A 20607-nucleotide genomic window follows, 5' to 3' on the forward strand; every position below is an offset into this window, starting at 1 on the left:
CTTTATGGTTTTCCGCGGTGGTCGAAATCAGACCTTGGAACCCCAGAGATCGTACTCGTCGGCGTTCTCAATCTTCACTTTGACGATGTCACCGACTTTGACATTGGCTTCACCGTTAAGGTATACCGCGCCGTCGATTTCCGGTGCGTCCGCCATGCTGCGGCCAATGGCACCTTCCTCATCCACTTCGTCGATCAGCACCAGCACTTCGCGGCCAATCTTGTCTTGCAAGCGTTGGGCGGAGATTTGTTGCTGCAGCTGCATAAAGCGATGGAAGCGTTCTTCCTTCACTTCTTCTGGCACCGGGTCGGCCAGTTCATTAGCGGCAGCACCTTCTACCGGGCTGAACTTGAAGCAGCCAACGCGATCCAGCTTGGCTTCGGTCAGGAAGTCGAGCAGCATCTGGAAGTCTTCTTCGGTTTCCCCTGGGAAGCCAACGATAAAGGTGGAGCGCAGCGTCAGGTCCGGGCAGATTTCGCGCCAGCGCTTGATGCGCTCCAGTGTGCGTTCAACCGCGCCAGGGCGTTTCATCAGCTTGAGGATTTTCGGGCTGGCGTGCTGCAGTGGAATATCCAGATAAGGCAGGATCTTGCCTTCAGCCATCAGCGGGATCACGTCGTCCACGTGCGGGTAAGGGTAAACGTAGTGCAGACGCACCCAGGCACCCAGGCTGGAAAGCTGTTCACACAGGCTGACCATGCTGGTTTTTACCGGCTGGCCGTTCCAGAAACCGGTACGGTGTTTGACATCGACGCCGTAGGCCGAGGTATCTTGTGAGATCACCAGCAGCTCTTTCACCCCAGATTCCACGAGGCGTTTGGCTTCATCCAACACGGAACCGATCGGACGGCTATCCAAGTCGCCGCGCATCGATGGGATGATGCAGAAGGTGCAGCGATGGTTACAGCCTTCGGAAATCTTCAGGTAGGCGTAGTGCTTTGGCGTCAGCTTCACGCCCTGCGCCGGAGTCAGGCTGGTAAAGGGGTTATGCTCCGGTTTCGGCACATATTGGTGAACGTGGGACAAAACCTGTTCGTAGCTGTGCGGCCCGGTAATTTCCAGGACCTTCGGGTGCACCTCACGAATTTGGTTTTCCTTGGCACCGAGGCAGCCGGTCACAATCACCTTGCCATTCTCGTTCAAGGCTTCACCGATTGCTTCCAGTGACTCTTGAACGGCGCTGTCGATAAAGCCGCAGGTGTTCACGATCACCAGCTCAGCATCATCATAGCGGGGCACTACCTGGTAACCTTCGTTACGCAGTTCAGTCAGGATCCGTTCAGAATCAACCAGGTTTTTCGGGCAACCTAGTGAGACAAAGCCGACACGGGGGGCTTTTGGGGTCATAGTTTGTGACATAGCTCAATCCAAAATAGAAACGGGCGGATTTTACACTTGGGCAACGGGAAATTACACCGTTATATGTTGGTGGCGTAAACAAAAACGGCCCAGATTGATGACAAAGCCAGACGGGCGCATGCAGCGCCCCAACGTAACGTTGCCAGCAGCAGTCTCGACCCTGGCAGTATAGGCCGTTTTGATGGCGATCTATAACCAGCCGGAACGCTTGAGTTTTTGGTACAGGAAGAAGCAACCGGCGACGGTGACGCCCAGCGTGGTGTGGTAAGCCCAGGGGAACTTCAACTCGGGCATATTGGCGAAGTTCATGCCGTACAGGCTGAAGATCACCGTTGGAATGGCCAGGATCGCCCCCCAGCCTGCCAATCGCTTAACCACTTCGTTTTGCTTGACGGTCACCAATGCCAGATTGACGTGCATGGCGTTGGTCAGCATCTCGCGCATATCGTCTAGCGTGCTGGCGACCTGCCGGGTATGGTCCTGCACGTCGCGAACGTAGGCCCGCAGCTCTTTGGGGATCACATCCTCATGCAGATGGATCAGCTGGTTGCAGATCTCATCCATCGGCAGGGCGGCATTCCGCAGGCCGAGCAGGTGGCGGCGCAGGCTGTAGACATTCTCGATGGCGGTTTCGTCAAACTCCGACCTGAACATGTTGGACTCGATGTCTTCGATCATCGTTTCGAACTTGCCGACGATATGGCGATAGTTGTCGACGATAAAATCCAATACCGAATACAGCGCAAAGCCAGGTCCATGGCAAAGCTGCTTGGGGTTTTCCTCTGCCTTGGCGCGGATAGGGGCATAGCTGGAGGAAGCACCATGGCGCACGCTGATCAGGAAGTTTTTACCAACGAAAAAGTGGGTCTCACCGTATTCGACTTCTTCTTTCATCCACTGTGCGGTTTTCACCACGATGAACAGTGAGTCACCGTAGGTTTCTATTTTCGGCCGTTGATGGGCACATAAGGCGTCTTCGATCGCCAGATCGTGCAGGCCGAATTCCTCCTGGATCTTGCGCATAAACGCGTCTTCCGGTTGCCACAAGCCTAGCCAGATAAAAGTGTCCGGCTCCTTGACCACTTCACTGATATCCTCAATCGTCACGTCGGTCAGCCGTTTTCCGGCCTTGTACGCCACGCAGTTGATTACCATTGCTTGGGTTTCCATCGCGTTACCTGTCAGTCTGTGAGGGTTTTGGTGAAGAAATAGCGTTCATGCTCTACCGGCGCATTGTGCAATGTCATTTGCAATTGGTAACCCTGTTTTTCGTAGAATGGCCGAGCCTGGAAACTGAAAGTATCTACACGCGCAAATTTGCAGCCATCCGTTATTGCCTGCTGTTCTGCTTTCTTGATGAGCTTACTGCCTACACCTTCGCCGCGTAATGTCTCAGAAACCCACAACAGATCGATGCTTAACCAACTGCCTACGGTACTGCCGGTTAACCCAGCGAGTTTATTCCCCTGATCATCCAAGACAAAAACCCCGATGTTTTTGTTCAGGATATCGCCCACAAATTGGTGGTTAAAAGTCTTCAAATGATTGCGAATCTCTTCGGTATCTTCTGGCTGTAGTGCGTCTGTTACGATGATTTTCATTATGCCTCCTGGATGGTTCAACTAACTTAAGCACAGCAAAGGAAAAATGCAACATATTGAAATTTAGGTGAGTTTAAGATCGGCGGCGGTAAGCACCTGGTCAGAATTCATTAATAAAATGCGTTTTACCGTATCATCACTCAGGGGATGCGGGTCCGCATATACTGAGTGATATCCTTTGGGAAAGCTTGCAACGGTAATTTCCTGCAGGATCCGCTGCTCTACCTGGCTTACGCCGCCTTCCAGCATTTCCATTGCATGGATCACTATGTCATGACGTAAATGGCGGCGCTTGAGCTGATTGAGAAAGCCAGGGAAAAACTCTGGTACCAGATTATACAGGCAGTATTCGGCAATAAAAAACTGGCCGATCAGCAGCCGTTGAGTGCTGAAAGGCCCGACTCTAGCGGCGCTCTTCTGGGTATCAAGGCTTTTCAATGTCAGATGGTTACGGCGTACCTGTAAATAAAACAATGACATACTGCTTCGTACCTCCGTTGTACGAAGTGCCCCGTTAGGGGCACTATGGCAATCAAGTGAGTGGTATCATCACCGCGTGCTGGTAAGCAGGGCGTGCGCACAGCCGTTGATACCAGCGTTCCATATGCGGGCTAGGTTGGCGTTCGATCGGCATGGAAAACCAAGCGTAAACAAAGCTGCCGAGCGGAATATCGCCGATGCCGAACTCTTGGCCTGAGAGGAAAGGCTGCTCCGCCAACGTACGTTCGATGATCGCAAAGTGTTGCTCCAGTTCAGCAATGCCAGCCTCAATCAGTGCCATATCACGCTTTTCGGGCGGAGTGCGAACCATGCCCCAGAACACGTTGCGGAAGGGGGCGGCGATGGTTGAGGTATTCCAGTCCATCCATTTTTCAGCCGCAGCGCGATCCTGGAGGTCCTGTGGGTAAAATGGCGTCTGGCCGAACTTGGCCGCCAGATAACGCACAATGGTATTGGATTCCCACAACACGAAATCCCCATCTTGCAACAGCGGCACCAGGCCGTTGGGATTAAGCGAACGATAGGGCTCTTCGTTAACCTTACCGTAGGCACCTCCGGCGTTGATATGGGTGTAATTTAGCCCTAACTCTGCGGCACACCAGCGCACTTTTTTGACGTTGTTAGAATTTTCACGGCCCCAAATGGTCAGCACAAAGCATCTCCTCATCGACGGATAAAAGTAACTCTCATACCTACGCTACAAAGCCGTTTTTGTCACCTTGAAATCAGCGTTCCCAGAGGCAGACTTCCCAACCGTGCTTTTCTGCCAGCGCACTAAGATCGCTATTCGGGTTAATGACGGTGGCGCTGTCGACGTATTCCAGCATGGCTTTATCGTTAATGGAGTCGCTATAGCCATGGCTATGGGCAAATTGCAGTTCAGGGTGTTGCTGCAGCCACTGTTGCAGGCGGATGACCTTACCCTGCTGATAGGTCATGGTGCCGTAGGTATTGCCGGTAAAACGGCCATCTGCCACTTCGACACCGATAGCCAGCGCGCCATCGGCTCCCAGTTGCTTGGCGATGGGGGCAACCAGGTGTTCACCGGTTGCTGAAATCACCAGAATGCAGTCGCCGCGTTCGCGATGCCATTGCATGCGTTCGCGTGCCGCGGGGTAGACGCGAGGCAGGATATCCCGACGAATATAGCGCTGCACCCAACCGTCGACGGTCTGGGTACTCAGGCCCGCCAGCGGAACCAGCGTTGCCTGCATATAATCTTCCATCGACAGTTGTCCCTGATAATAGGATTGCATCAACAACTGTTCTTGGCGTTCCAATTCTGCCGGAGCGAACCCTTCGGCCACCAGCCAGCGAACCCACAGGCTGGCGCTGTCATCATCAATCAGGGTTTCATCCAGGTCGAACAGGGCTAAATCCATCAATATTTCTCCGGCAATGAATGCTGCGGCTACAGGATAACGGATACTCGCGGCGTCGAGCCAATTGCCACGGTGAAATGCGCAGAGCATAAGTAACTTTGATGACAGTGCGGCGACGGTTTGTTGAAAGTTTGCATAACCTGGCACATAGCCTGATTTCCAACCAATTTCTCTGCGGTAACGTACAGTTATGTAAAAATGCAGAAAAATCAGCCTAAACCCTGCAAAAATAAGAGCAATCTAATAAACTCACAACGAGGGCACTTTCGGTGCCGCGTTGGCCCAAATGGGAGCCGCTGGGTATTTCGCGGTTGGCAGCGCGGCCTGGTGCCACTCTCGCTGGTTGGCTGAAAACGTGAACATGTTTGAAAGTTAACGCTATTTCAATGGTTTGAATGGACACTCTGGCGACGTCATGATGAAAAATAACCGTTCTACTCCTCTTGGTAAATTGGCCCTCAGCGTAGGTGTCATGTTGTTGGTTGTGCCTACCGTACAGGCAGCAGAGGCTCCGGCCGCACCGCAGGTCGATGCGAAAGCCTATGTATTGATGGATTACAACAGCGGCAAGATCCTGGCAGAAGGCAATGCGGATACACGCCTGGATCCCGCGAGCCTGACTAAAATCATGTCCAGCTATGTGATTGGCCAGGCGATGAAGGCCGGTAAAATCAAACCGGACGATCTGGTCACCGTGGGCAAAGATGCCTGGGCAACCGGCAACCCAGTGCTGCGGGGTTCTTCTTTGATGTTTATCAAACCCGGCGATCAGGTGCCGGTATCGGAACTCAATAAAGGCATCGTCATTCAGTCAGGTAACGACGCCAGCATCGCCTTGGCGGATTTCGTGGCGGGTAGCCAGGATTCGTTCGTTGGCTTGATGAACAATTACGGCAAGTCCCTCGGCTTGCAAAATACTCACTTCCTGACCGTGCATGGTCTGGATGCCGAAGGGCAGTACAGCACCGCACGCGATATGGCGTTGCTGAGCCAGGCGCTGATCCGTGACGTGCCGGATGAGTACGCGTTGCATAAAGAAAAAGAGTTCACCTTCAACAAGATCCGCCAGATAAACCGTAACCGCCTGCTGTGGAGTACCAACCTGAACGTGGATGGTATCAAAACCGGTTACACCGGTGGGGCCGGGCATAACCTGGTCGCCTCGGCCACCGATGGCCCAATGCGCCTGATTTCAGTGGTGCTAGGGGCTCCGAGTGACCGTGTGCGCTTTAGCGAAAGCGAGAAGTTGCTGACCTGGGGCTTCCGCTTCTATGAAACCGCAACGCCGATCAAGGCCGATAAAGCCTTTGTGACGCAGAAAGTGTGGTTTGGCGACGTGGGCGAGGTGCCGCTGGGCGTGGCGAAGGATGCCGCCGTGACTATTCCTAAGGGGCAGATGAAAAACCTGAAGGCCAGCTACAAGCTTAACCAACCGACGCTGGAAGCGCCGCTGGCGAAAAATCAGGTGGTAGGCACCATCGATTTCCAACTGGATGGCAAAACTATCGATCAGCACCCGCTGGTGGTGATGCAGGAAGTGAAGGAAGGGAACTTCTTTAGCCGCATGTGGGACTTTGTGATGATGAAGCTGACCCAGTGGTTTGGCGGTATTTTCGGCTAATCTTTGTTTGATAAGGGGCCAACAGTGGCCCCTTCTGCCAGATCAATTACACGCTACAACCTTGATGGCCAAACCGCCCTGAGATGTCTCGCGGTATTTGGAGTTCATGTCCTTGCCGGTTTCGTACATGGTCTCGATCACCTTATCCAGGCAAACACGCGGCTCGCTGGTGCGACGCAGTGCCATACGTGCGGCATTGACTGCCTTTACGGCAGAAATCGCGTTACGTTCGATACAAGGCACCTGAACCTGTCCTGCCAGTGGATCACAGGTCAGCCCCAGATGGTGCTCCATGGCAATCTCTGCGGCGATACAAACCTGCGCCGGGCTGCCGCCCATCAGCTCCGCCAGACCCGCTGCCGCCATGGAGCAGGCCACGCCGACTTCCCCTTGGCAGCCCACTTCGGCACCGGAGATTGAAGCATTCATCTTGTACAACGTGCCTATCACACCGGCAGTCAGGAAGTAACGGCTGTAGGAGTTGGTGTTCACCGGGCGGATAAACTGGTCGTAATATGCCAGCACCGCTGGAATGATACCGCAGGCACCGTTGGTGGGCGCCGTCACCACCCGGCCACCCGCAGCGTTCTCTTCGTTAACCGCAAACGCGAACATATTGATCCAATCTACTACGTTCATCGGGTCGATATTGTTCTTGTCACCGGTGACCAGAATGCGGCGCAGGGCGGCAGCACGGCGTTGTACCTTCATTGGGCCAGGGAGCAACCCTTCGGTATTCATACCGCGTTCGATACCTGCACGCATCACCTGCCAGACGTCGGCAAAATGCGCTTCGATCTCTTCTTTGCTGCGCAATGCCAGTTCGTTCTGCATCACCAACCCGGAAAGCGAAAGCCCGGTATCTTTGCAGTGCTGCTGCAAATCCACTGCGGAGCGATAAGGGTAGGGGACTGCGACGCTATTGTTGGCCGATTGACCGAAGTTTTCTTCATCAACGATAAATCCGCCGCCGATGGAGTAATAGGTTTTGCTGTGCAGTAACCGATCGCCAGCATAGGCGCTGATCGACATGCCGTTTTCGTGCAGCGGCAGGTTAGTGCTATGGAAGTTCATGCCACCAAGCTGTGGAAAATCGACCTCGTGCTCACCCTTTGCCAACAACAGGCGGCCACGCTGTTCTACATCACGAATAAAGCCGGCGATGCTGTCGATGTCCACATCATGGGGCAGATTACCCGCCAGGCCCATAATAATCGCGATGTCGGTATGGTGCCCTTTACCCGTCAGTGACAGTGAGCCGTAGACGTCAACCGCCACCCGCGTTGTATCGTGGAGTTGCCCGGCAGCCTGCAAATCATCAATAAACTGTTTACCGGCTTTCATCGGGCCGACGGTGTGGGAACTGGAAGGGCCGATGCCAATTTTGAAAATATCGAAAACGCTGACCATAGTCTCGCTTCCTTCTTGAAGTTAATTCCCTCAGCCTGCCGTTTAGGGGGCATATGGGTCATGCTTGAGTTCGCGGCGGGGTAGGAGGGGAGATTCGAGATAGCCGGTGCCATAAGGCACCGGCTGAGCGCTATTAACCGAACAGTGTGTACAGGATGGCAGAGATGGCAATCAGGCCCATCACGACCACAAATACGTTGCTGATGTGGCCGCTGTACTTGCGCATGGCAGGCACTTTACGGATCGCATACATCGGCATCAGGAACAGCAGCATCGCGATGATTGGGCCACCCAGGTTCTCGATCATGCCCAGAATGCTTGGGTTCAGCGTGGCAACGATCCAGGTGGTCACCAGCATGAAGATGGCAGTGATGCGGTTCAGCTTGTGGGTGGTGATGGTCTTGCCACGGCTTCTCATCGATTTGGCAATCATGCCGTTAAAGCCTTCACGAGCGCCGAGGTAGTGGCCCAGGAAGGATTTGGTGATGGCGATAAAGGCGATGACTGGTGCGATGTACTCGATAACCGGGTTGTTAAAGTGGTTAGCCAGGTAAGACAGGATGGAGATGTTTTGCGCTTTGGCTTCGGCCAGATCCGCCGGGGACAGGCTCAGCACGCAGCTGAAAACAAAGAACATCACGGTCAGCACCATCATGATGTGTGCGTAGCCCAGGATGCGGGAACATTTCTTCTCAGCGTCCACGCCGTACTCTTCGCGTTTTGCTACAGCAAAGGCGGAGATGATCGGTGAGTGGTTGAACGAGAACACCATAACCGGGATTGCCAGCCACAGGGTGATCACCAGGCCGTGGCCCAGGCTGCCGCCAGAACCGGCCAGTGAGACGTTTTCGAAGATGGCACTGCTCCAGTTAGGGATCAGATAAAGCGCCAGCAGCATCAGCACCCCAACAAACGGGAATACCAGGATACTCATGGTCTTCACGATCGCCTGCTCACCGAAACGCACGATGCCCATCAGTCCAACGATCAGGATCAGCGACAGGATGGCGCGTGGTGGCGAGGCCATACCCAATTGGTGGGTGATGAAGCTGTCCACGGTGTTGGTGATCGCAACGCTATAAACCAGCAGGATTGGGTAAATGGCGAAGAAGTAGAGCAGGGTGATCAGTTTACCTGCGCTGATACCAAAGTGTTCTTCTACCACTTCGGTGATGTCTTCACCTGGGTTTTTGCCGGACAAAACGAAACGGCACAGGCCACGGTGGGCAAAGAAGGTCATCGGGAAGGCGATGATGGCCATGATGATCAGCGGGATCAAACCACCGATACCGGCGTTGATTGGCAAGAACAAGACGCCAGCGCCGATGGCGGTGCCGTAGAGGCCCAACATCCACATGGTGTCTGATTTACGCCAGGCCGTGCTGGAACCTGAGGCTGCAGAGGCGATAGTGCCGGTCTGTGTAGTGTCCATAAATATCTCCGAGGTGAACACGATAATTTAAAATAAAAAGAAAAACTTAAGTTTAAAATCCGCTGGTGAAATAAGTTGCTATCCCGCCAGTGGTAAAATCAGTTGTTACAACTAGAGGTTGAATTGCGCCTCTGAATTGTTTATCAGGCTAATGATGTTGCTAACCTGTCCAAATGGTTTCTGCTGTTAACGGGGTCAACGCCGATGTTTCTGTCGGAGGAGCAACTGCCCACCGATTTTGTTGGCGGCAAGATAACGATTTACAGCAGAAACAACCGTGATCTTGCTCCCAAATGCGTGATGTGTGCGGTTAAAGGCTTTTATTGTAAATTTTCATGCAAATGTTACGCGTTTGTGCGAAACATCATGCTGCAACCGCTCTCACTAATCCCACAACCTTTATCCGGTTTGTATGATGTTTAACCGGATAAAAACCTGTCTTGTGTGGCAGGGCGAGCAATATATTTTATGTGCTGGTTTGGATCTAGCGAAAATGCCGGATTAAGCTATTTTAGTGATTTAGATCACGTTTGGTTATTGTGAGGGGGAAGATTATCTTATTGTTTTTAAACTTATTTAATGATTTTTATTGTTTCTATGGCTAGAAACGGATGACCGTAATAAGACGATCTTAATCATCATATGAATAAGGATAAATCCTGATAATTTGATTAAAAATAGATGATAATTTTTAAACAAAAGTCAGCATAACGAGGCTGCTGAAGGTAAGGAGCCATTTTATCCGGGGGAGATTTGATGCAAATTACTGCAATAATGTTCTGCGCAGAATAATAACGCGAGCAAGTTGTTGCAATCCATTAACCTGTAATTATCGGCCAATAGGAATATTTTAAGTTTAATTGCTTAAAAAAAAGCCTGAGTTTAACGAAGAATTTGCAACCGCGTCCCTCAAGTAGCACCAGGGACACGGCATAAAATCGGCAGTGAGGCCAAGATCAGAAACGCAAAGTGACCGCGTGTTGGTCGAAAAACTCGATGAACTCGGGGTCAGGCTGGCGATCGGTGATCACCTTATCGAACAATGCCAGCGGCCCGATGCAGGCAGGCTTGGTTTGGGCAAATTTGCTGTGGTCGGCGACCAGGATCTTTTGCTGCGCCTTGTCCAACGCTTTGTGTTTCATCGCCAGTTCATCAAGGTTGAAGCAGGTTGCGCCGTGCTGCAAAGTGATGCCTGCCGCTGAAATAAAGGCCACGTTAGGGCAGATGTGGTCCAACTCATTATGTTGGCCAACAGCGGTGAAAATGTAGTTGCTCGGTTTGAATTCACCGCCGCACAGGATCACCTTGCAGTTGGGCTTGTCCTGCAGCGCCAGAAAGGTGTTGAGTGAGTGGCAAATGGCGGTAAAGGGGAGTTCATCGGCAATGGCGTCGATAATGGCCGGGGTGGTGGTGCCACAGTCAAAGAACACCGTGTCATTTTCATTGACCAGCGGTGCCGCCAACATGCCAATACGGCGCTTTTCCGCCACCTGTTTGGCTTTCTGGTCGGAGACAAAATAATTGGTGACCCCGTTGATACGCGGATCGGCTACGACATAACCCCCAAGCAAGACCACTGCAGCAGGTTCGGCACTGAGATCGCGCCGGATGGTCATTTCCGAGACGCCGAGCAGTGCGGCTGCTTCTTTTAAGTGGATCTTGTCAGAACGCTTTAGAGCCTGAACTAGCCGGTTGATACGTTCGTCGCGCCGGGTTTCCATCAGTTTTTCCTACAGGTTTATACCCCAAGTTTCTCAAGTGTGGCCGAAAGGGATAAAGGAGCCAAAAGTTTCTTTCGTTCGCTCCAACACAATAATGCGGAGTCGTGCAGACCCAGTTCGCACTGAGGGCACAACCCCGCATTAGATGTCGCTATACCTAGATAGAGCTGGCGAAAATCAGTAGCTACCGGTGTCAGCCGCATCGCCAGAAACGATCGCAACGCCCGAGCTGGTGCCGATACGTGTTGCACCGGCGGCAATCATTTTCCCTGCGGTAGCGCGATCGCGCACTGCGCCAGAGGCTTTGACACCCATCTCGCTGCCTACGGTAGCACGCATCAGTTTGACGTGGTCTTCACGAGCGCCGCCTGTGCTGAAACCGGTAGAGGTTTTAACGAAAGCGACATCCAGTTCACGACACATTTCACAAACTACAACGATTTGTTCATCGCTGAGCAGACAGGTTTCCAATATTACCTTCAACGGGATAGCCGCGCAAACTTCACGCACCGCGGCGATATCGGCCTTCACTTCGTCATTCAGGCCGCTTTTCAGCCAACCGACGTTGATCACCATGTCGATTTCCTGGGCGCCAGCGGCAATGGCAGCTTTGGCTTCGAAAGCCTTGGAGACGGTCAAACCAGCCCCCAGAGGGAAGCCGATAACCGAGCATACTTTAACGTTGCTATCCTGCAACAGGTGAGCGGCCAACGGGACATAACCCGAGTTAACGCAAACGGCATAGAAATTATGCTGACGCGCTTCTTCGCACAGTTGGTTGATCTGGCTGTCCGTGGTGTCCATAGCCAGCAGGGTATGGTCGATATAGCGAGCGTAATCAATCTGTTCAGTAGTCATGGTCATTTCCTCTATGGGGGTAAAGACGTTCTGTGGTGTTAGTGATGTTATAATCCTAACATTTCCAACATTGATGTTTCAAGCTGTATTAACAGTAATTTTTAGGGGGAACTGGAGTTTTACAGCAACGTCTAACACAGTGTTTGCTGGAAAATGTTATTTAAATAACATAGACTGTATATTGACAAATCCGTTCACTGTGCAACGGCTGCCCCCTGAGGAAAGAAGATGAAGACGATCATTAATCTGAGCCCTGGATTGTTCGGCATAGAGCCGAATGAAGTGTATCGCGGCGCTGGTTTTACGGTGACCGCGTTTATGTTTCCTGGTGATATCGCCGCGTTGGTGCTGCAAAATCAGCGGGGTACCTTAACGTTGTTGCCCTACCAGGATTTGATGATTTGGGATGCGGTGTTTGATGGCCAGTCTCTCAAAGCAAAAGCCAGCCAGCTGCAGCCTCGACGTAATGATGCCCGTGGCTGTTTTGCCTCTCACCAAGGATTGCCTGCTAATCATGGTCCGGTGATTGATGTCTGGCTGGAAGTCGAAGAGGAAGCGATCGCTGTACGAGCCCGCACTGCCGATGGCCCTTGCCGCATCCAACCGGCCGTTCAGTTAGCCGCCAACAGCACACAGTTCAGTATTGAAATGGTGATCGACAACCTGGCTGAGCAGGCTCAGCCATTAAGTTATATGTGCCATATGAACTATGCCTGTGAAGAGGGGGCCGTTTTCCGCCAAAATCTGCCGGGCTGTGCGCTCAATATCCGTGATAATCCGCAGCAGGTCATTTGTTCTGACGATCTCTCGTTATATGTTGATCAGGCCGAGTTCTTTATGCTGGCACCGTGCGGCAGAAGGTATGTAACCCGTTTTGCCACCGGCCAATTCAGCTATGCCGTCTTACGGCGGCCACGAGCCAACTCACGGGCGACGGCGTTCGTCCAGCCGGCCAGTTGCAGCCCAGAGAGTACAGCAACACCGATGGCGGTGATGTTAAAAGCAGGGGAGATGCGGGAGTTCCGCGTGATGACAGGCATACTCTAGCTGGCAGGGGGCTTGCCCCCTGCGGGCAGGTATTACTCCTTGACCCATCCTTTACGGATCGGGAAGGCAAACAGGAAATGGTATAGGCGCGTTAGACGTTGGGCGATGGCATCACCAAACAGATTCCACACCAATTGGGCAAACAGACAACCCACACAGCCCAGCAGGAAACCGCCCACCATATCCAGTGGCCAGTGCACACCAAGGAATACGCGGGACCAGGCAATGGCGACGGCCGCGACCATCAGCAAAATACCTGACCAGACACGATGCCAGCACAGGAAGGCCAGGGCGAAGGTGAAGATGGCAGTGCCATGATTGCTAGGGAAAGAACTGTCTGGTGCATGCGCCAGGAAGGTATAGCCGATACCGGTGACAAACGGGCGCTCATGGGGTAACAGCGCGCCGATAGCTGCCGAAGCGCTCATGGCAAATAATAGCGCAATGGTCGTTTTGGCTACCACTTCTCGCTGTGCTGCCAGTTGGCTATGTGCCCCCCAGAACCACAAGCCGACAATCAGCAGGGAGATAATGGCGATCAGATCCCGTGCGATGAAGGTGGCAAGATCGATTAACCATTCTGGGCTGGCCGGGGTGGCATCGATCCAGGCGAAAAGAAGATAGTTCAACTGCTCCATTAAATATTACCTCGTCTTACGGCGAAAATAGCCGCTGATACACCAATAAACAGCCAACTGGCTGAACCAAACCCACCACCCGGCCCACAGGTTATGGGAAAGAAAATGTGCGCCCCGCATGATCTGGCCAAAGCCCATCAGCATGCCAAGCGTGATGCCGGCCAGCCAGCACCAGTAAGCCAGGCGCGGGCGTTGCGGATAAAACAGAAAGAACAGTGCCATCACGGCGAAGCCGCTGGAAGCGTGGCCACCGGGGAAGCAACGGCCAGGCCCCGGAAACGCTGGCGTGGTGCCAAACAGTGGAAATGACATTGCTTTGCCACCGTACTCCAGCAGATCCCAAGGGCATGAGTGTGCGCTAGTGGCCTTCAGGATCCCCACCACTAACGGCCCAATCCCGATCAACAGCATGGCGACGATCAGCCGCGCGTTACGGCGATAAATTCCCCAAAGCAGCGCCAGTACCGCTCCGGCGATCACCGAAATCTTTAACAACCGATGGTTGATCAGATCCAGCCAGTAGTTGTTCTGCCACGGAAAACGCTGGCTGGCGGCGTCATACCAATAATTACTGACTACCCAATCCAGCTGTTCATTGCGTGACAACCAGATAAACAACAGCGCAGCCACCACCAGCCCAAAGGCTTGCCAACGGTAAAAGGATGCGGGCAAGGAGTAAAGGGCGTCAGTCTGAATTTTGCTAGCCGTTGAGGATTGATTTAATGACGATTGTTTGGCGTTTGATGGGTTCACACGAAGGCTCATAGGCGGTAATGGATCAGACTACTGTAATCATCTCGTCTTAAGAAAACCTTAATGGATGGCGAGCGGCTTGGGGACGATATCCAGAATTGACCTATAATTTAACGGCGTAAAGTATGCTAGCGTAGTTGGGTATTTAGGTTATGAATTGTAAGGATAAAAAATGAACAAGCTTTCTATGGTAGTGACCAGCCTGCTGATGGCCGCGTCTGTCAACGTCGTTGCTGCAACCACCGCAAGTACTGACGATCTCAATATGCAGCCGTTGGAAAAAGTAGCACCGTTCCCGAAAGCGGAGCCGGGCATGAGCCGGCAGGTCATTTATTTACCCAAGCAGGAGAATGAAGAAAACTTTAAGGTTGAGCTGCTGATTGGCCAAACGCTGGAAGTGGATTGCAACCGCCACATGATGGGCGGCAATCTGGAGAGTAAAACGCTGGCCGGCTGGGGTTATGACTATTTTGTACTGCCGAAGCTCTCGGCTCCGGCCTCTACCATGATGGCTTGCCCGGATAATAGCAAGCGTCAGGAGTTCGTTGCCGCTCATCTGGGGGATGCCGCGATGCAGCGCTATAACAGCCGCTTGCCGATCGTGGTTTACGTGCCGAAGGACGTCGAGGTGCGCTATCGCATCTGGTCTGCCAGCGAAAATACTGGCCGTGCGGTAACTAAATAAACGACTGTAGACTCCGCTACGTAGGGGCGCCGCATGTGAACTGAACCCCAAATGTTGGACAAACATCTGACATTTGGAGGTACAGTTCTGATGAAGTATTCACTTCAGTTCAAACTTGACGTTGTCCGGTACTATCTTGCCGGACTCGGCGGTCAAAAACAGACCGCTAAGAAGTTTTCTATTGCCCATGTCCAACTACGCAGATGGATTGCCGCTTATCAGCATCATGGGGAACAGGGGCTGCGGTTAGGACGCAAGCAACATTACACACCTGACTTCAGGCTCTCTGTTGTCGAATTCGCGCTTTCAAATCCGCTCTCTTTAGCGACAGTCGCCGCTAAATTCAATATTCCTTCTTACCTTACTGTGGAACGCTGGATTAAACTCTATCGGGAGAATGGGGCTGAAGCCCTCAACCTGAATAAGCGTAGTCGCCAAATGCGTCAGCATCCCAAAACCCCCCATGCCGATAAATCGCCTGATGAGTTGACCCCCGAAGAGATGCGGGAGGAAATCGAGTTTTTACGTGCGCAGAATGATTACATAAAAAAGTTGAGAGCCTTGATGCAACAGAAGGAAGCCCAGACTCGTCGAAAAGGGCAAAAATAATCAGAGCATTGAGGTCAGAACACCGTTTGGAGGTTTTGCTGTGGGCCGGAAAACTGCCGCGCAGTACGTATTACTATTGTTGTAAAAGCCATCAAGCACCGGATAAGTATGGTGAAACCAAGCAGCAAATAATGGCTGTTTTTAACGAGCATAAAGGCCGTTACGGCTATCGCCGGGTGACCAGTGTTCTTCGAAAGATGGGGGCTGTGCTAAATCATAAAACCGTGCAAAAACTGATGGTTGAGCTGCAATTGAAATCGCCCGTTCGCCGTAAAAAATACCGTTCGTACAAGGGACATGTCGGTAAAGTGGCCCCGAATACCTTGCAGCGCGATTTTACCGCTCTGGAGCCTAACCAAAAGTGGGTGACCGATATCACGGAGTTCCAGGTGGCGGATAAAAAGCTGTATTTATCGCCGGTACTCGACTTGTTTAACGGTGAAATCATTGCCTATGAGATGTCCCGTAAACCTGTGTTCAGTCTGGTAAAAACGATGCTGGATAAGGCGCTCAGTACGCTAAAAACGGAAGAAAAGCCGTTGCTGCACAGTGACCAAGGTTGGCACTATCAGATGGCGGCTTATCAGCATCAGTTGCAGGAAAATGGGATAGAACAGAGCATGTCTCGCAAGGGTAACTGCCTGGATAATGCGGTAATGGAAAACTTCTTTGGCCATCTGAAAGCTGAACTGTATTATTTACAACGCTTTGAGAGTGTGGAACAGCTGTCTGAAGAGATAGACATGTACATAGATTACTACAATAACCATCGTATCAAACAGAAGCTCAAAGGCCTGAGCCCTGTGGAGTACAGAACGCAGGCTTTGATGGTTGCTTAATTTTAAACCGTCCAACTTCTTGGGGTCAGTTCACATGCGGCGCCCATCTGAATATTCAATGGCAGCGCCTAGCGGATAATACCGCGCGCCGAGCGTGAGAAGAAAGAAGTAAACCATTGCAGTAGCGGATAGGTTTCGCTCAAGCGCTGCACTTCCTGTTTCACCTCATTGATCGCCAACGCATTGTGATAAAGCATGTTATACAGGGTTTGGATCACCTGCTGTTGCTGCTCGCTAAGTGATTGGAAAGCTGCCGCTGAATCGTTTACCCCGATGGGGGCTGCGTGGTTGCCACTGGCACTGACAAAAGGTGGAACATCCTGCACCACGCCGGACTGATGGGCGATATGCGCATGGGCACCCAGCAGACAAAACTGATGTATCGCGCACATATTGCCGATCTGCACAAAATCATCCAGCTCAACATGCCCGGCCAGCCCCGAGTTATCACCGATAACCGTAGTATTGCCGACAATACAATCATGGCCAATATGGACGTTGTTTAAGAACAGGTTGTCATTACCGATGGTTGTCCGCCGATAGCCTTGAGTGGTGCCGCGATGAATGGTCGCATTCTTGCCGATCCTGTTTCTGTCGCCGATCACCACGTCCGTAGCTTCACCAGCATATTTCAAATCCTGATTCACTTCGCCGATGATGGAAAACTGCCCGATAACGTTATTGCAGCCAATCCGGGTGAGGCCGTTAATGCTTACATGGGAGGCTATTACCGTGTCATCACCAATCTCGACGCCGGCTGCGATGATGCAGAAAGGGCCAATGCTGACGCGCGCACCGATAATCGCCCCCGGTTCAACCAAGCTATTGCTTGCGACCCGGGCAGAGGAAGAAATTGACATTGCGTTATCCTGATGATGGCGCGTGGCGTTTCCGGCACTCAAGGCCAATCATGGGTAAATGATTAAGCCTTAATTTGGATTAATCTGAGAGTAAGCGTCGAATGTGAGGGGAAAGGGGTGGTCGTTGGAGGTCAGGTGATTTTTCTTATCGACAGGGCCGAGTATAAGGAGTTCCCGGGTATATCACACCATCTTATATTTTCTTTATTTTCTGAACTTTTTTGTAATGGAAGATGGGGCAGAGGAGATAAAGGTGAATCGGTTAACCGAGACCGCAGTTGGCTCACAACGTTGGGGCGCTGCCTACAGATTTTGCAGTAGTGCCTGGTGCCGAGATGGATTGTTCCAGCAGTAAAATGACAAGAGGATAAGCAACCACTCTCAGGCTAGACTAGAATTAATAGGTAGGTTATCAGGCTGGGTATTAGGTAATACGGAGGGCCGACAATATGACTTATCAACATATCGTTATTGCAACCGATCTGAGTGACGATGCCGAGCTGTTAGTGCGAAAGGGGGCTGAATTGGCTGACACACTGCAGGCCAAGCTGTCGTTGATTTATATCGATGAGCAAGCTAACCACTACAGCGAGTTTGGTAGTGGCGAATTCAACTATGCCGATAAGACCTTCTCCGAACGAGTTAAGAATATGCTTAACGCTATCCAGCAGCAGGCGGAGTATCCCATCAGTGAAGTGATCATTGGCCGTGGTGAACTCAGTGAAGCGCTGAATAGTGCCATCCGTGAGAAGGGGATTGATTTGGTGATTTTTGGTCACCACCACGATATGTGGAGCCGTTTGGTATCCAGTACGCGCCGCACGATCAACCATATTGCGGTTGATATGCTCGTAGTACCGCTCGAAAAACATTGATGGGGAAACGTTGGATCTGAATGGCGTTGAGAGTGAAAGGCATCACAATAATTAGGTCAGAGCAGTGATTCGCCCATGGATATAGAGGCCGAATCATTGCTTCTCGCCAGCACGCTATTGCCACACCCAAGTTCAAGCATATCTTATTGTGTTTTTTAGCTTTTCTGGTGATTGGATGCTGATTTTAACTCCGCCCGCTATTCTGTTATGGTAGTGTTCAGCATTATAGCAGGGGCACTTATCTGATTACTTTGTTGATTGAAAGCTTTTCTCCACAAGGTAGTTCAGTACCTTGAGCTCATCATCAAGCAGGTTAGTGGGGATGTTTTTTAGGATTTTATTTCTCACATCGGTTCTTATAAAGAAGAGTGAGGTATTGGAAAAGAAGAAAGGATCCATCAAATAAATCAAAACACCGGCGTTGTAGAGTTCCATATAGTCACTGCCGATAAACGAGGTTTTCTTTACGGCGGTGGTGTATTTTTTAGCTAGAATTGCACTGATAACGCTAAACTGATCGGTTTTCAGTTGTAAGTGTAATGCGGCTAAATTTTTATTCTCATCAAACAAGACAAAAACATCTTTAGTACTTTCAAAAACGATATCGCTTCGTTTGTCCTTATTGTTATCGGGTGTTTCTTTATAGATATTCCCTTTCAGTTCGCTGTTAAACCCCACATTTACCGCTTCAGGGTGAGTTATCTTGAACGTATCCTCCGTTGTCTGACCAAACTTCACCGTAAGCGTGCCTGTGCTAGCTGCACTTAAGTGCTCACTAAAAAAGAAGCTGGTTAAAACTAGAAAAAGGTAAGCTAAGAAACTCATTTTCATGATGCAATCCTATAAATCCTTTTGGGATTGTGAAATGACACATAAATAATCATTAAACTGCCAAAATTCGGTGTTTTATTTCTGGTGCTGTTATTGTGTTGGTTTTACATGCTCACCTCCATGGTGTAAATGATATTTATAACCGATGTCAGACGCCCTTTATGGAGCGACAATACCTCGGTGTTTCACTACGTTGTCATTAAAAGAATAGTGTTGTCAATAACCTCGATAGGTTAAATTTTGTTAGTGTAAAATATGATGTTACGGATAACGTTATTTGTAACAGAAGTCTCCTCCAGCTTTAACGCACTCCTGCATTCGGTATTTTATATTGCATTAATATAGAAATGCGTTAATTTCCGTTTGGATACTTTGCTCAATGAGTAATATGCTGCTGGTGTAAACGTGCTGATCGGCATTTATGTGTCGTACCGACAGGGTTGAGTATAAGGCGTACCTGAGCGTATCACATCATCTATGTCATCTGCCCAACCAGCATCAATATAAGCTGGGTTAAATGTTGATGCTTGCTGATGCATGAATGGAAAGATTTACAGGCCGGTGTAGTGGAGGTTGTCGGCCTGGGAAAGAATATAACCTAATAGTCCGCGATTGCCTTACCCTAACGTTCGGTGTTGGAAGTGTCAGTGCGTCGAATGAATTAAATTTATATATATCAATCAGTTGATTTATTTAAGGTTTAAGCAAGCTTCGCGTGATCAGCTTGCAATGAAATTAATAGTTGCAAACTGTATATGCATACAGATAATTGTAAGCATCGGAAGAAGGTAGGTGATGTTTTATGAGGAACAACATGAAATTTATCGCAACTGGGCGACATCGAAGTGAGTATCCAGATCCTATAACGTTCACAACTGGAACTCCGCTTACGATAGGGGGCATATATGAGGGCGATGAAGGTTGGGATGATTGGTATTTCTGTACCATAGCTAATCATTCCGGTGGATGGGTGCCAGAACAGCTGATAGAACGAAGCGACAAACCTGGCCATGGTATAGCGAAAGATGACTATACGGCCAAAGAACTTGATGTTAATGAAGGAGATGAGTTGCTGGCGATAAAATTCTTAAATGGCTGGGTATGGTGCCAGCGACTCTCGGATCAAGATATTGGCTGGGTACCGAAAAGCATTCTTCAGAACATCAAATAAGGCCGTTATTTTACATCAGAGTCTGAGTGGCGACGGATTTTAGGCTGTGCCCCTCAGTTGATTGTGGCACCGTCGCAGTCCCGAAAGCCCGTGATCAAGGCGGATAGCTCTACGTTCAAGCCCGATAACGCGTAGCACCGGCTTGGGCGCATGCTCTCTTCGGGCTGGAGCCATTTGAACTTTCTCCCCGCTTATTTGGGTCACCAAATCTCATGGATCGTGCTAGCTAGCGTCCAAATGGCCTTCAGCGTCTCATTACTAACATCGCGATGTGTAAATCAATGGGGGAAGGTCAGGCGTAAATTTCAGGCAACAAAAAACCCGCTAATCTTGAACCTAAAAAGGCGGGACTAACGGGCTCCACAAAATGGGGACATCAAAGAAAAGCAGTGGCACTAATTCAGACTATGTCCC

At 50.9% G+C, this 20607-nt stretch carries 20 protein-coding genes; 6 read left to right on the forward strand and 14 right to left on the reverse strand.

Annotated elements, in window-relative coordinates:
* Positions 1 to 27: 27 nt before the first annotated feature.
* The 6 genes from rimO to KGP21_RS10700 form a co-directional block, all read right to left on the reverse strand.
* Positions 28 to 1359: a 30S ribosomal protein S12 methylthiotransferase RimO gene (rimO, locus tag KGP21_RS10675; RefSeq protein ID WP_021179962.1), complete on the reverse strand. Its 1332-nt coding sequence runs from the start codon at positions 1357 to 1359 to the stop codon at positions 28 to 30.
* Positions 1360 to 1548: 189 nt separating this feature from the next.
* Entirely contained in the window at positions 1549 to 2529 is a 981-nt protein-coding gene (locus tag KGP21_RS10680) for a magnesium and cobalt transport protein CorA (protein WP_223538093.1), read from the reverse strand.
* 11 nt (positions 2530 to 2540) lie between these two features.
* The gene (locus KGP21_RS10685) at positions 2541 to 2960 is read right to left on the reverse strand and encodes a GNAT family N-acetyltransferase (RefSeq protein ID WP_223538096.1); all 420 of its coding nucleotides are present in this window, start codon (positions 2958 to 2960) and stop codon (positions 2541 to 2543) included.
* Between the two features lie 63 nt (positions 2961 to 3023).
* Positions 3024 to 3440 (reverse strand): YjaA family stress response protein, encoded by a 417-nt coding sequence (locus KGP21_RS10690; RefSeq protein WP_223538099.1) that lies wholly within the window; start codon positions 3438 to 3440, stop codon positions 3024 to 3026.
* Between the two features lie 52 nt (positions 3441 to 3492).
* Positions 3493 to 4113, reverse strand: a complete 621-nt coding sequence (locus KGP21_RS10695) for a glutathione S-transferase family protein (RefSeq protein WP_209527787.1) — start codon at positions 4111 to 4113, stop codon at positions 3493 to 3495.
* A gap of 73 nt (positions 4114 to 4186) precedes the next feature.
* Positions 4187 to 4843 (reverse strand): HAD family phosphatase, encoded by a 657-nt coding sequence (locus tag KGP21_RS10700; RefSeq protein ID WP_223538100.1) that lies wholly within the window; start codon positions 4841 to 4843, stop codon positions 4187 to 4189.
* A gap of 415 nt (positions 4844 to 5258) precedes the next feature.
* On the opposite strand from KGP21_RS10700, the gene KGP21_RS10705 reads away from it, so the two are divergent.
* On the forward strand, positions 5259 to 6464 hold the full coding sequence (locus KGP21_RS10705; RefSeq protein ID WP_037375034.1) for a serine hydrolase: 1206 nt from the start codon (positions 5259 to 5261) through the stop codon (positions 6462 to 6464).
* 42 nt (positions 6465 to 6506) lie between these two features.
* Here the strand turns inward: KGP21_RS10705 and KGP21_RS10710 are convergent, their stop codons facing one another.
* The 4 genes from KGP21_RS10710 to deoC form a co-directional block, all read right to left on the reverse strand.
* Entirely contained in the window at positions 6507 to 7874 is a 1368-nt protein-coding gene (locus tag KGP21_RS10710; protein ID WP_094982883.1) for an L-serine ammonia-lyase, read from the reverse strand.
* Positions 7875 to 8007: 133 nt separating this feature from the next.
* Positions 8008 to 9306 (reverse strand): HAAAP family serine/threonine permease, encoded by a 1299-nt coding sequence (locus KGP21_RS10715; protein WP_021179954.1) that lies wholly within the window; start codon positions 9304 to 9306, stop codon positions 8008 to 8010.
* Between the two features lie 956 nt (positions 9307 to 10262).
* On the reverse strand, positions 10263 to 11027 hold the full coding sequence (deoR, locus tag KGP21_RS10720; RefSeq protein ID WP_021179953.1) for a DNA-binding transcriptional repressor DeoR: 765 nt from the start codon (positions 11025 to 11027) through the stop codon (positions 10263 to 10265).
* Positions 11028 to 11204: 177 nt separating this feature from the next.
* Entirely contained in the window at positions 11205 to 11885 is a 681-nt protein-coding gene (gene deoC / locus KGP21_RS10725; RefSeq protein WP_021804992.1) for a deoxyribose-phosphate aldolase, read from the reverse strand.
* Between the two features lie 228 nt (positions 11886 to 12113).
* Here deoC and KGP21_RS10730 point away from each other — a divergent pair, with 228 nt between their 5' ends.
* On the forward strand, positions 12114 to 12932 hold the full coding sequence (locus KGP21_RS10730) for a hypothetical protein (RefSeq protein ID WP_223538102.1): 819 nt from the start codon (positions 12114 to 12116) through the stop codon (positions 12930 to 12932).
* A 32-nt stretch (positions 12933 to 12964) separates the two neighbouring features.
* Here KGP21_RS10730 and ybjG read toward each other — a convergent pair whose 3' ends face one another.
* Both ybjG and KGP21_RS10740 read right to left on the reverse strand, forming a co-directional pair.
* Complete coding sequence (ybjG, locus tag KGP21_RS10735) at positions 12965 to 13570, reverse strand: undecaprenyl-diphosphate phosphatase (protein ID WP_223538105.1); 606 nt, start codon at positions 13568 to 13570, stop codon at positions 12965 to 12967.
* Between the two features lie 6 nt (positions 13571 to 13576).
* Complete coding sequence (locus KGP21_RS10740; RefSeq protein ID WP_223538108.1) at positions 13577 to 14335, reverse strand: phosphatase PAP2 family protein; 759 nt, start codon at positions 14333 to 14335, stop codon at positions 13577 to 13579.
* Between the two features lie 160 nt (positions 14336 to 14495).
* Between KGP21_RS10740 and eco the strand changes: the two genes are divergently transcribed.
* Together eco and KGP21_RS10750 are read left to right on the forward strand one after the other, a co-directional pair.
* Positions 14496 to 15008 carry a serine protease inhibitor ecotin gene (gene eco, locus KGP21_RS10745; RefSeq protein WP_223538111.1) on the forward strand — a complete coding sequence of 171 codons (513 nt, stop codon included), beginning with the start codon at positions 14496 to 14498 and terminating at the stop codon, positions 15006 to 15008.
* Positions 15009 to 15095: 87 nt separating this feature from the next.
* A protein-coding gene (locus KGP21_RS10750) for an IS3 family transposase (protein WP_371824863.1) occupies positions 15096 to 16456 on the forward strand; the annotation gives its coding sequence in 2 pieces (ribosomal slippage) (positions 15096 to 15611 and positions 15614 to 16456; 1359 coding nt in all).
* A gap of 68 nt (positions 16457 to 16524) precedes the next feature.
* On the opposite strand, the gene lpxA is transcribed toward KGP21_RS10750, so the two are convergent.
* On the reverse strand, positions 16525 to 17316 hold the full coding sequence (gene lpxA, locus KGP21_RS10755) for an acyl-ACP--UDP-N-acetylglucosamine O-acyltransferase (protein ID WP_115159834.1): 792 nt from the start codon (positions 17314 to 17316) through the stop codon (positions 16525 to 16527).
* Positions 17317 to 17765: 449 nt separating this feature from the next.
* On the opposite strand from lpxA, the gene KGP21_RS10760 reads away from it, so the two are divergent.
* Positions 17766 to 18191: a universal stress protein gene (locus KGP21_RS10760; protein ID WP_223538114.1), complete on the forward strand. Its 426-nt coding sequence runs from the start codon at positions 17766 to 17768 to the stop codon at positions 18189 to 18191.
* A gap of 246 nt (positions 18192 to 18437) precedes the next feature.
* On the opposite strand, the gene KGP21_RS10765 is transcribed toward KGP21_RS10760, so the two are convergent.
* Positions 18438 to 19022: a hypothetical protein gene (locus KGP21_RS10765; RefSeq protein ID WP_094982878.1), complete on the reverse strand. Its 585-nt coding sequence runs from the start codon at positions 19020 to 19022 to the stop codon at positions 18438 to 18440.
* Positions 19023 to 19836: 814 nt separating this feature from the next.
* On the opposite strand from KGP21_RS10765, the gene KGP21_RS10770 reads away from it, so the two are divergent.
* On the forward strand, positions 19837 to 20193 hold the full coding sequence (locus KGP21_RS10770) for an SH3 domain-containing protein (protein WP_037375028.1): 357 nt from the start codon (positions 19837 to 19839) through the stop codon (positions 20191 to 20193).
* Positions 20194 to 20607 lie beyond the last annotated feature (414 nt).

The sequence above is a fragment of the Serratia sp. JSRIV004 genome (assembly GCF_019968705.1).
Classification (GTDB): domain Bacteria; phylum Pseudomonadota; class Gammaproteobacteria; order Enterobacterales; family Enterobacteriaceae; genus Chania; species Chania fonticola_B.

What these genes read in the sequence shown, in the direction of transcription:
- KGP21_RS10760 (WP_223538114.1), top strand. Translation starts at nt 17,766, where the DNA reads ATGACTTATCAACATATCGTTATTGCAACCGATCTGAGTGACGATGCC.
- KGP21_RS10730 (WP_223538102.1), top strand. Translation starts at nt 12,114, where the DNA reads ATGAAGACGATCATTAATCTGAGCCCTGGATTGTTCGGCATAGAGCCG.
- eco (WP_223538111.1), top strand. Translation starts at nt 14,496, where the DNA reads ATGAACAAGCTTTCTATGGTAGTGACCAGCCTGCTGATGGCCGCGTCT.
- KGP21_RS10765 (WP_094982878.1), bottom strand. Translation starts at nt 19,022, where the DNA reads ATGAAAATGAGTTTCTTAGCTTACCTTTTTCTAGTTTTAACCAGCTTC.
- KGP21_RS10705 (WP_037375034.1), top strand. Translation starts at nt 5,259, where the DNA reads ATGATGAAAAATAACCGTTCTACTCCTCTTGGTAAATTGGCCCTCAGC.
- KGP21_RS10710 (WP_094982883.1), bottom strand. Translation starts at nt 7,874, where the DNA reads ATGGTCAGCGTTTTCGATATTTTCAAAATTGGCATCGGCCCTTCCAGT.
- rimO (WP_021179962.1), bottom strand. Translation starts at nt 1,359, where the DNA reads ATGTCACAAACTATGACCCCAAAAGCCCCCCGTGTCGGCTTTGTCTCA.
- deoR (WP_021179953.1), bottom strand. Translation starts at nt 11,027, where the DNA reads ATGGAAACCCGGCGCGACGAACGTATCAACCGGCTAGTTCAGGCTCTA.
- KGP21_RS10740 (WP_223538108.1), bottom strand. Translation starts at nt 14,335, where the DNA reads ATGAGCCTTCGTGTGAACCCATCAAACGCCAAACAATCGTCATTAAAT.
- deoC (WP_021804992.1), bottom strand. Translation starts at nt 11,885, where the DNA reads ATGACTACTGAACAGATTGATTACGCTCGCTATATCGACCATACCCTG.
- KGP21_RS10700 (WP_223538100.1), bottom strand. Translation starts at nt 4,843, where the DNA reads ATGGATTTAGCCCTGTTCGACCTGGATGAAACCCTGATTGATGATGAC.
- KGP21_RS10770 (WP_037375028.1), top strand. Translation starts at nt 19,837, where the DNA reads ATGAAATTTATCGCAACTGGGCGACATCGAAGTGAGTATCCAGATCCT.
- KGP21_RS10685 (WP_223538096.1), bottom strand. Translation starts at nt 2,960, where the DNA reads ATGAAAATCATCGTAACAGACGCACTACAGCCAGAAGATACCGAAGAG.
- KGP21_RS10715 (WP_021179954.1), bottom strand. Translation starts at nt 9,306, where the DNA reads ATGGACACTACACAGACCGGCACTATCGCCTCTGCAGCCTCAGGTTCC.
- ybjG (WP_223538105.1), bottom strand. Translation starts at nt 13,570, where the DNA reads ATGGAGCAGTTGAACTATCTTCTTTTCGCCTGGATCGATGCCACCCCG.
- lpxA (WP_115159834.1), bottom strand. Translation starts at nt 17,316, where the DNA reads ATGTCAATTTCTTCCTCTGCCCGGGTCGCAAGCAATAGCTTGGTTGAA.
- KGP21_RS10690 (WP_223538099.1), bottom strand. Translation starts at nt 3,440, where the DNA reads ATGTCATTGTTTTATTTACAGGTACGCCGTAACCATCTGACATTGAAA.
- KGP21_RS10680 (WP_223538093.1), bottom strand. Translation starts at nt 2,529, where the DNA reads ATGGAAACCCAAGCAATGGTAATCAACTGCGTGGCGTACAAGGCCGGA.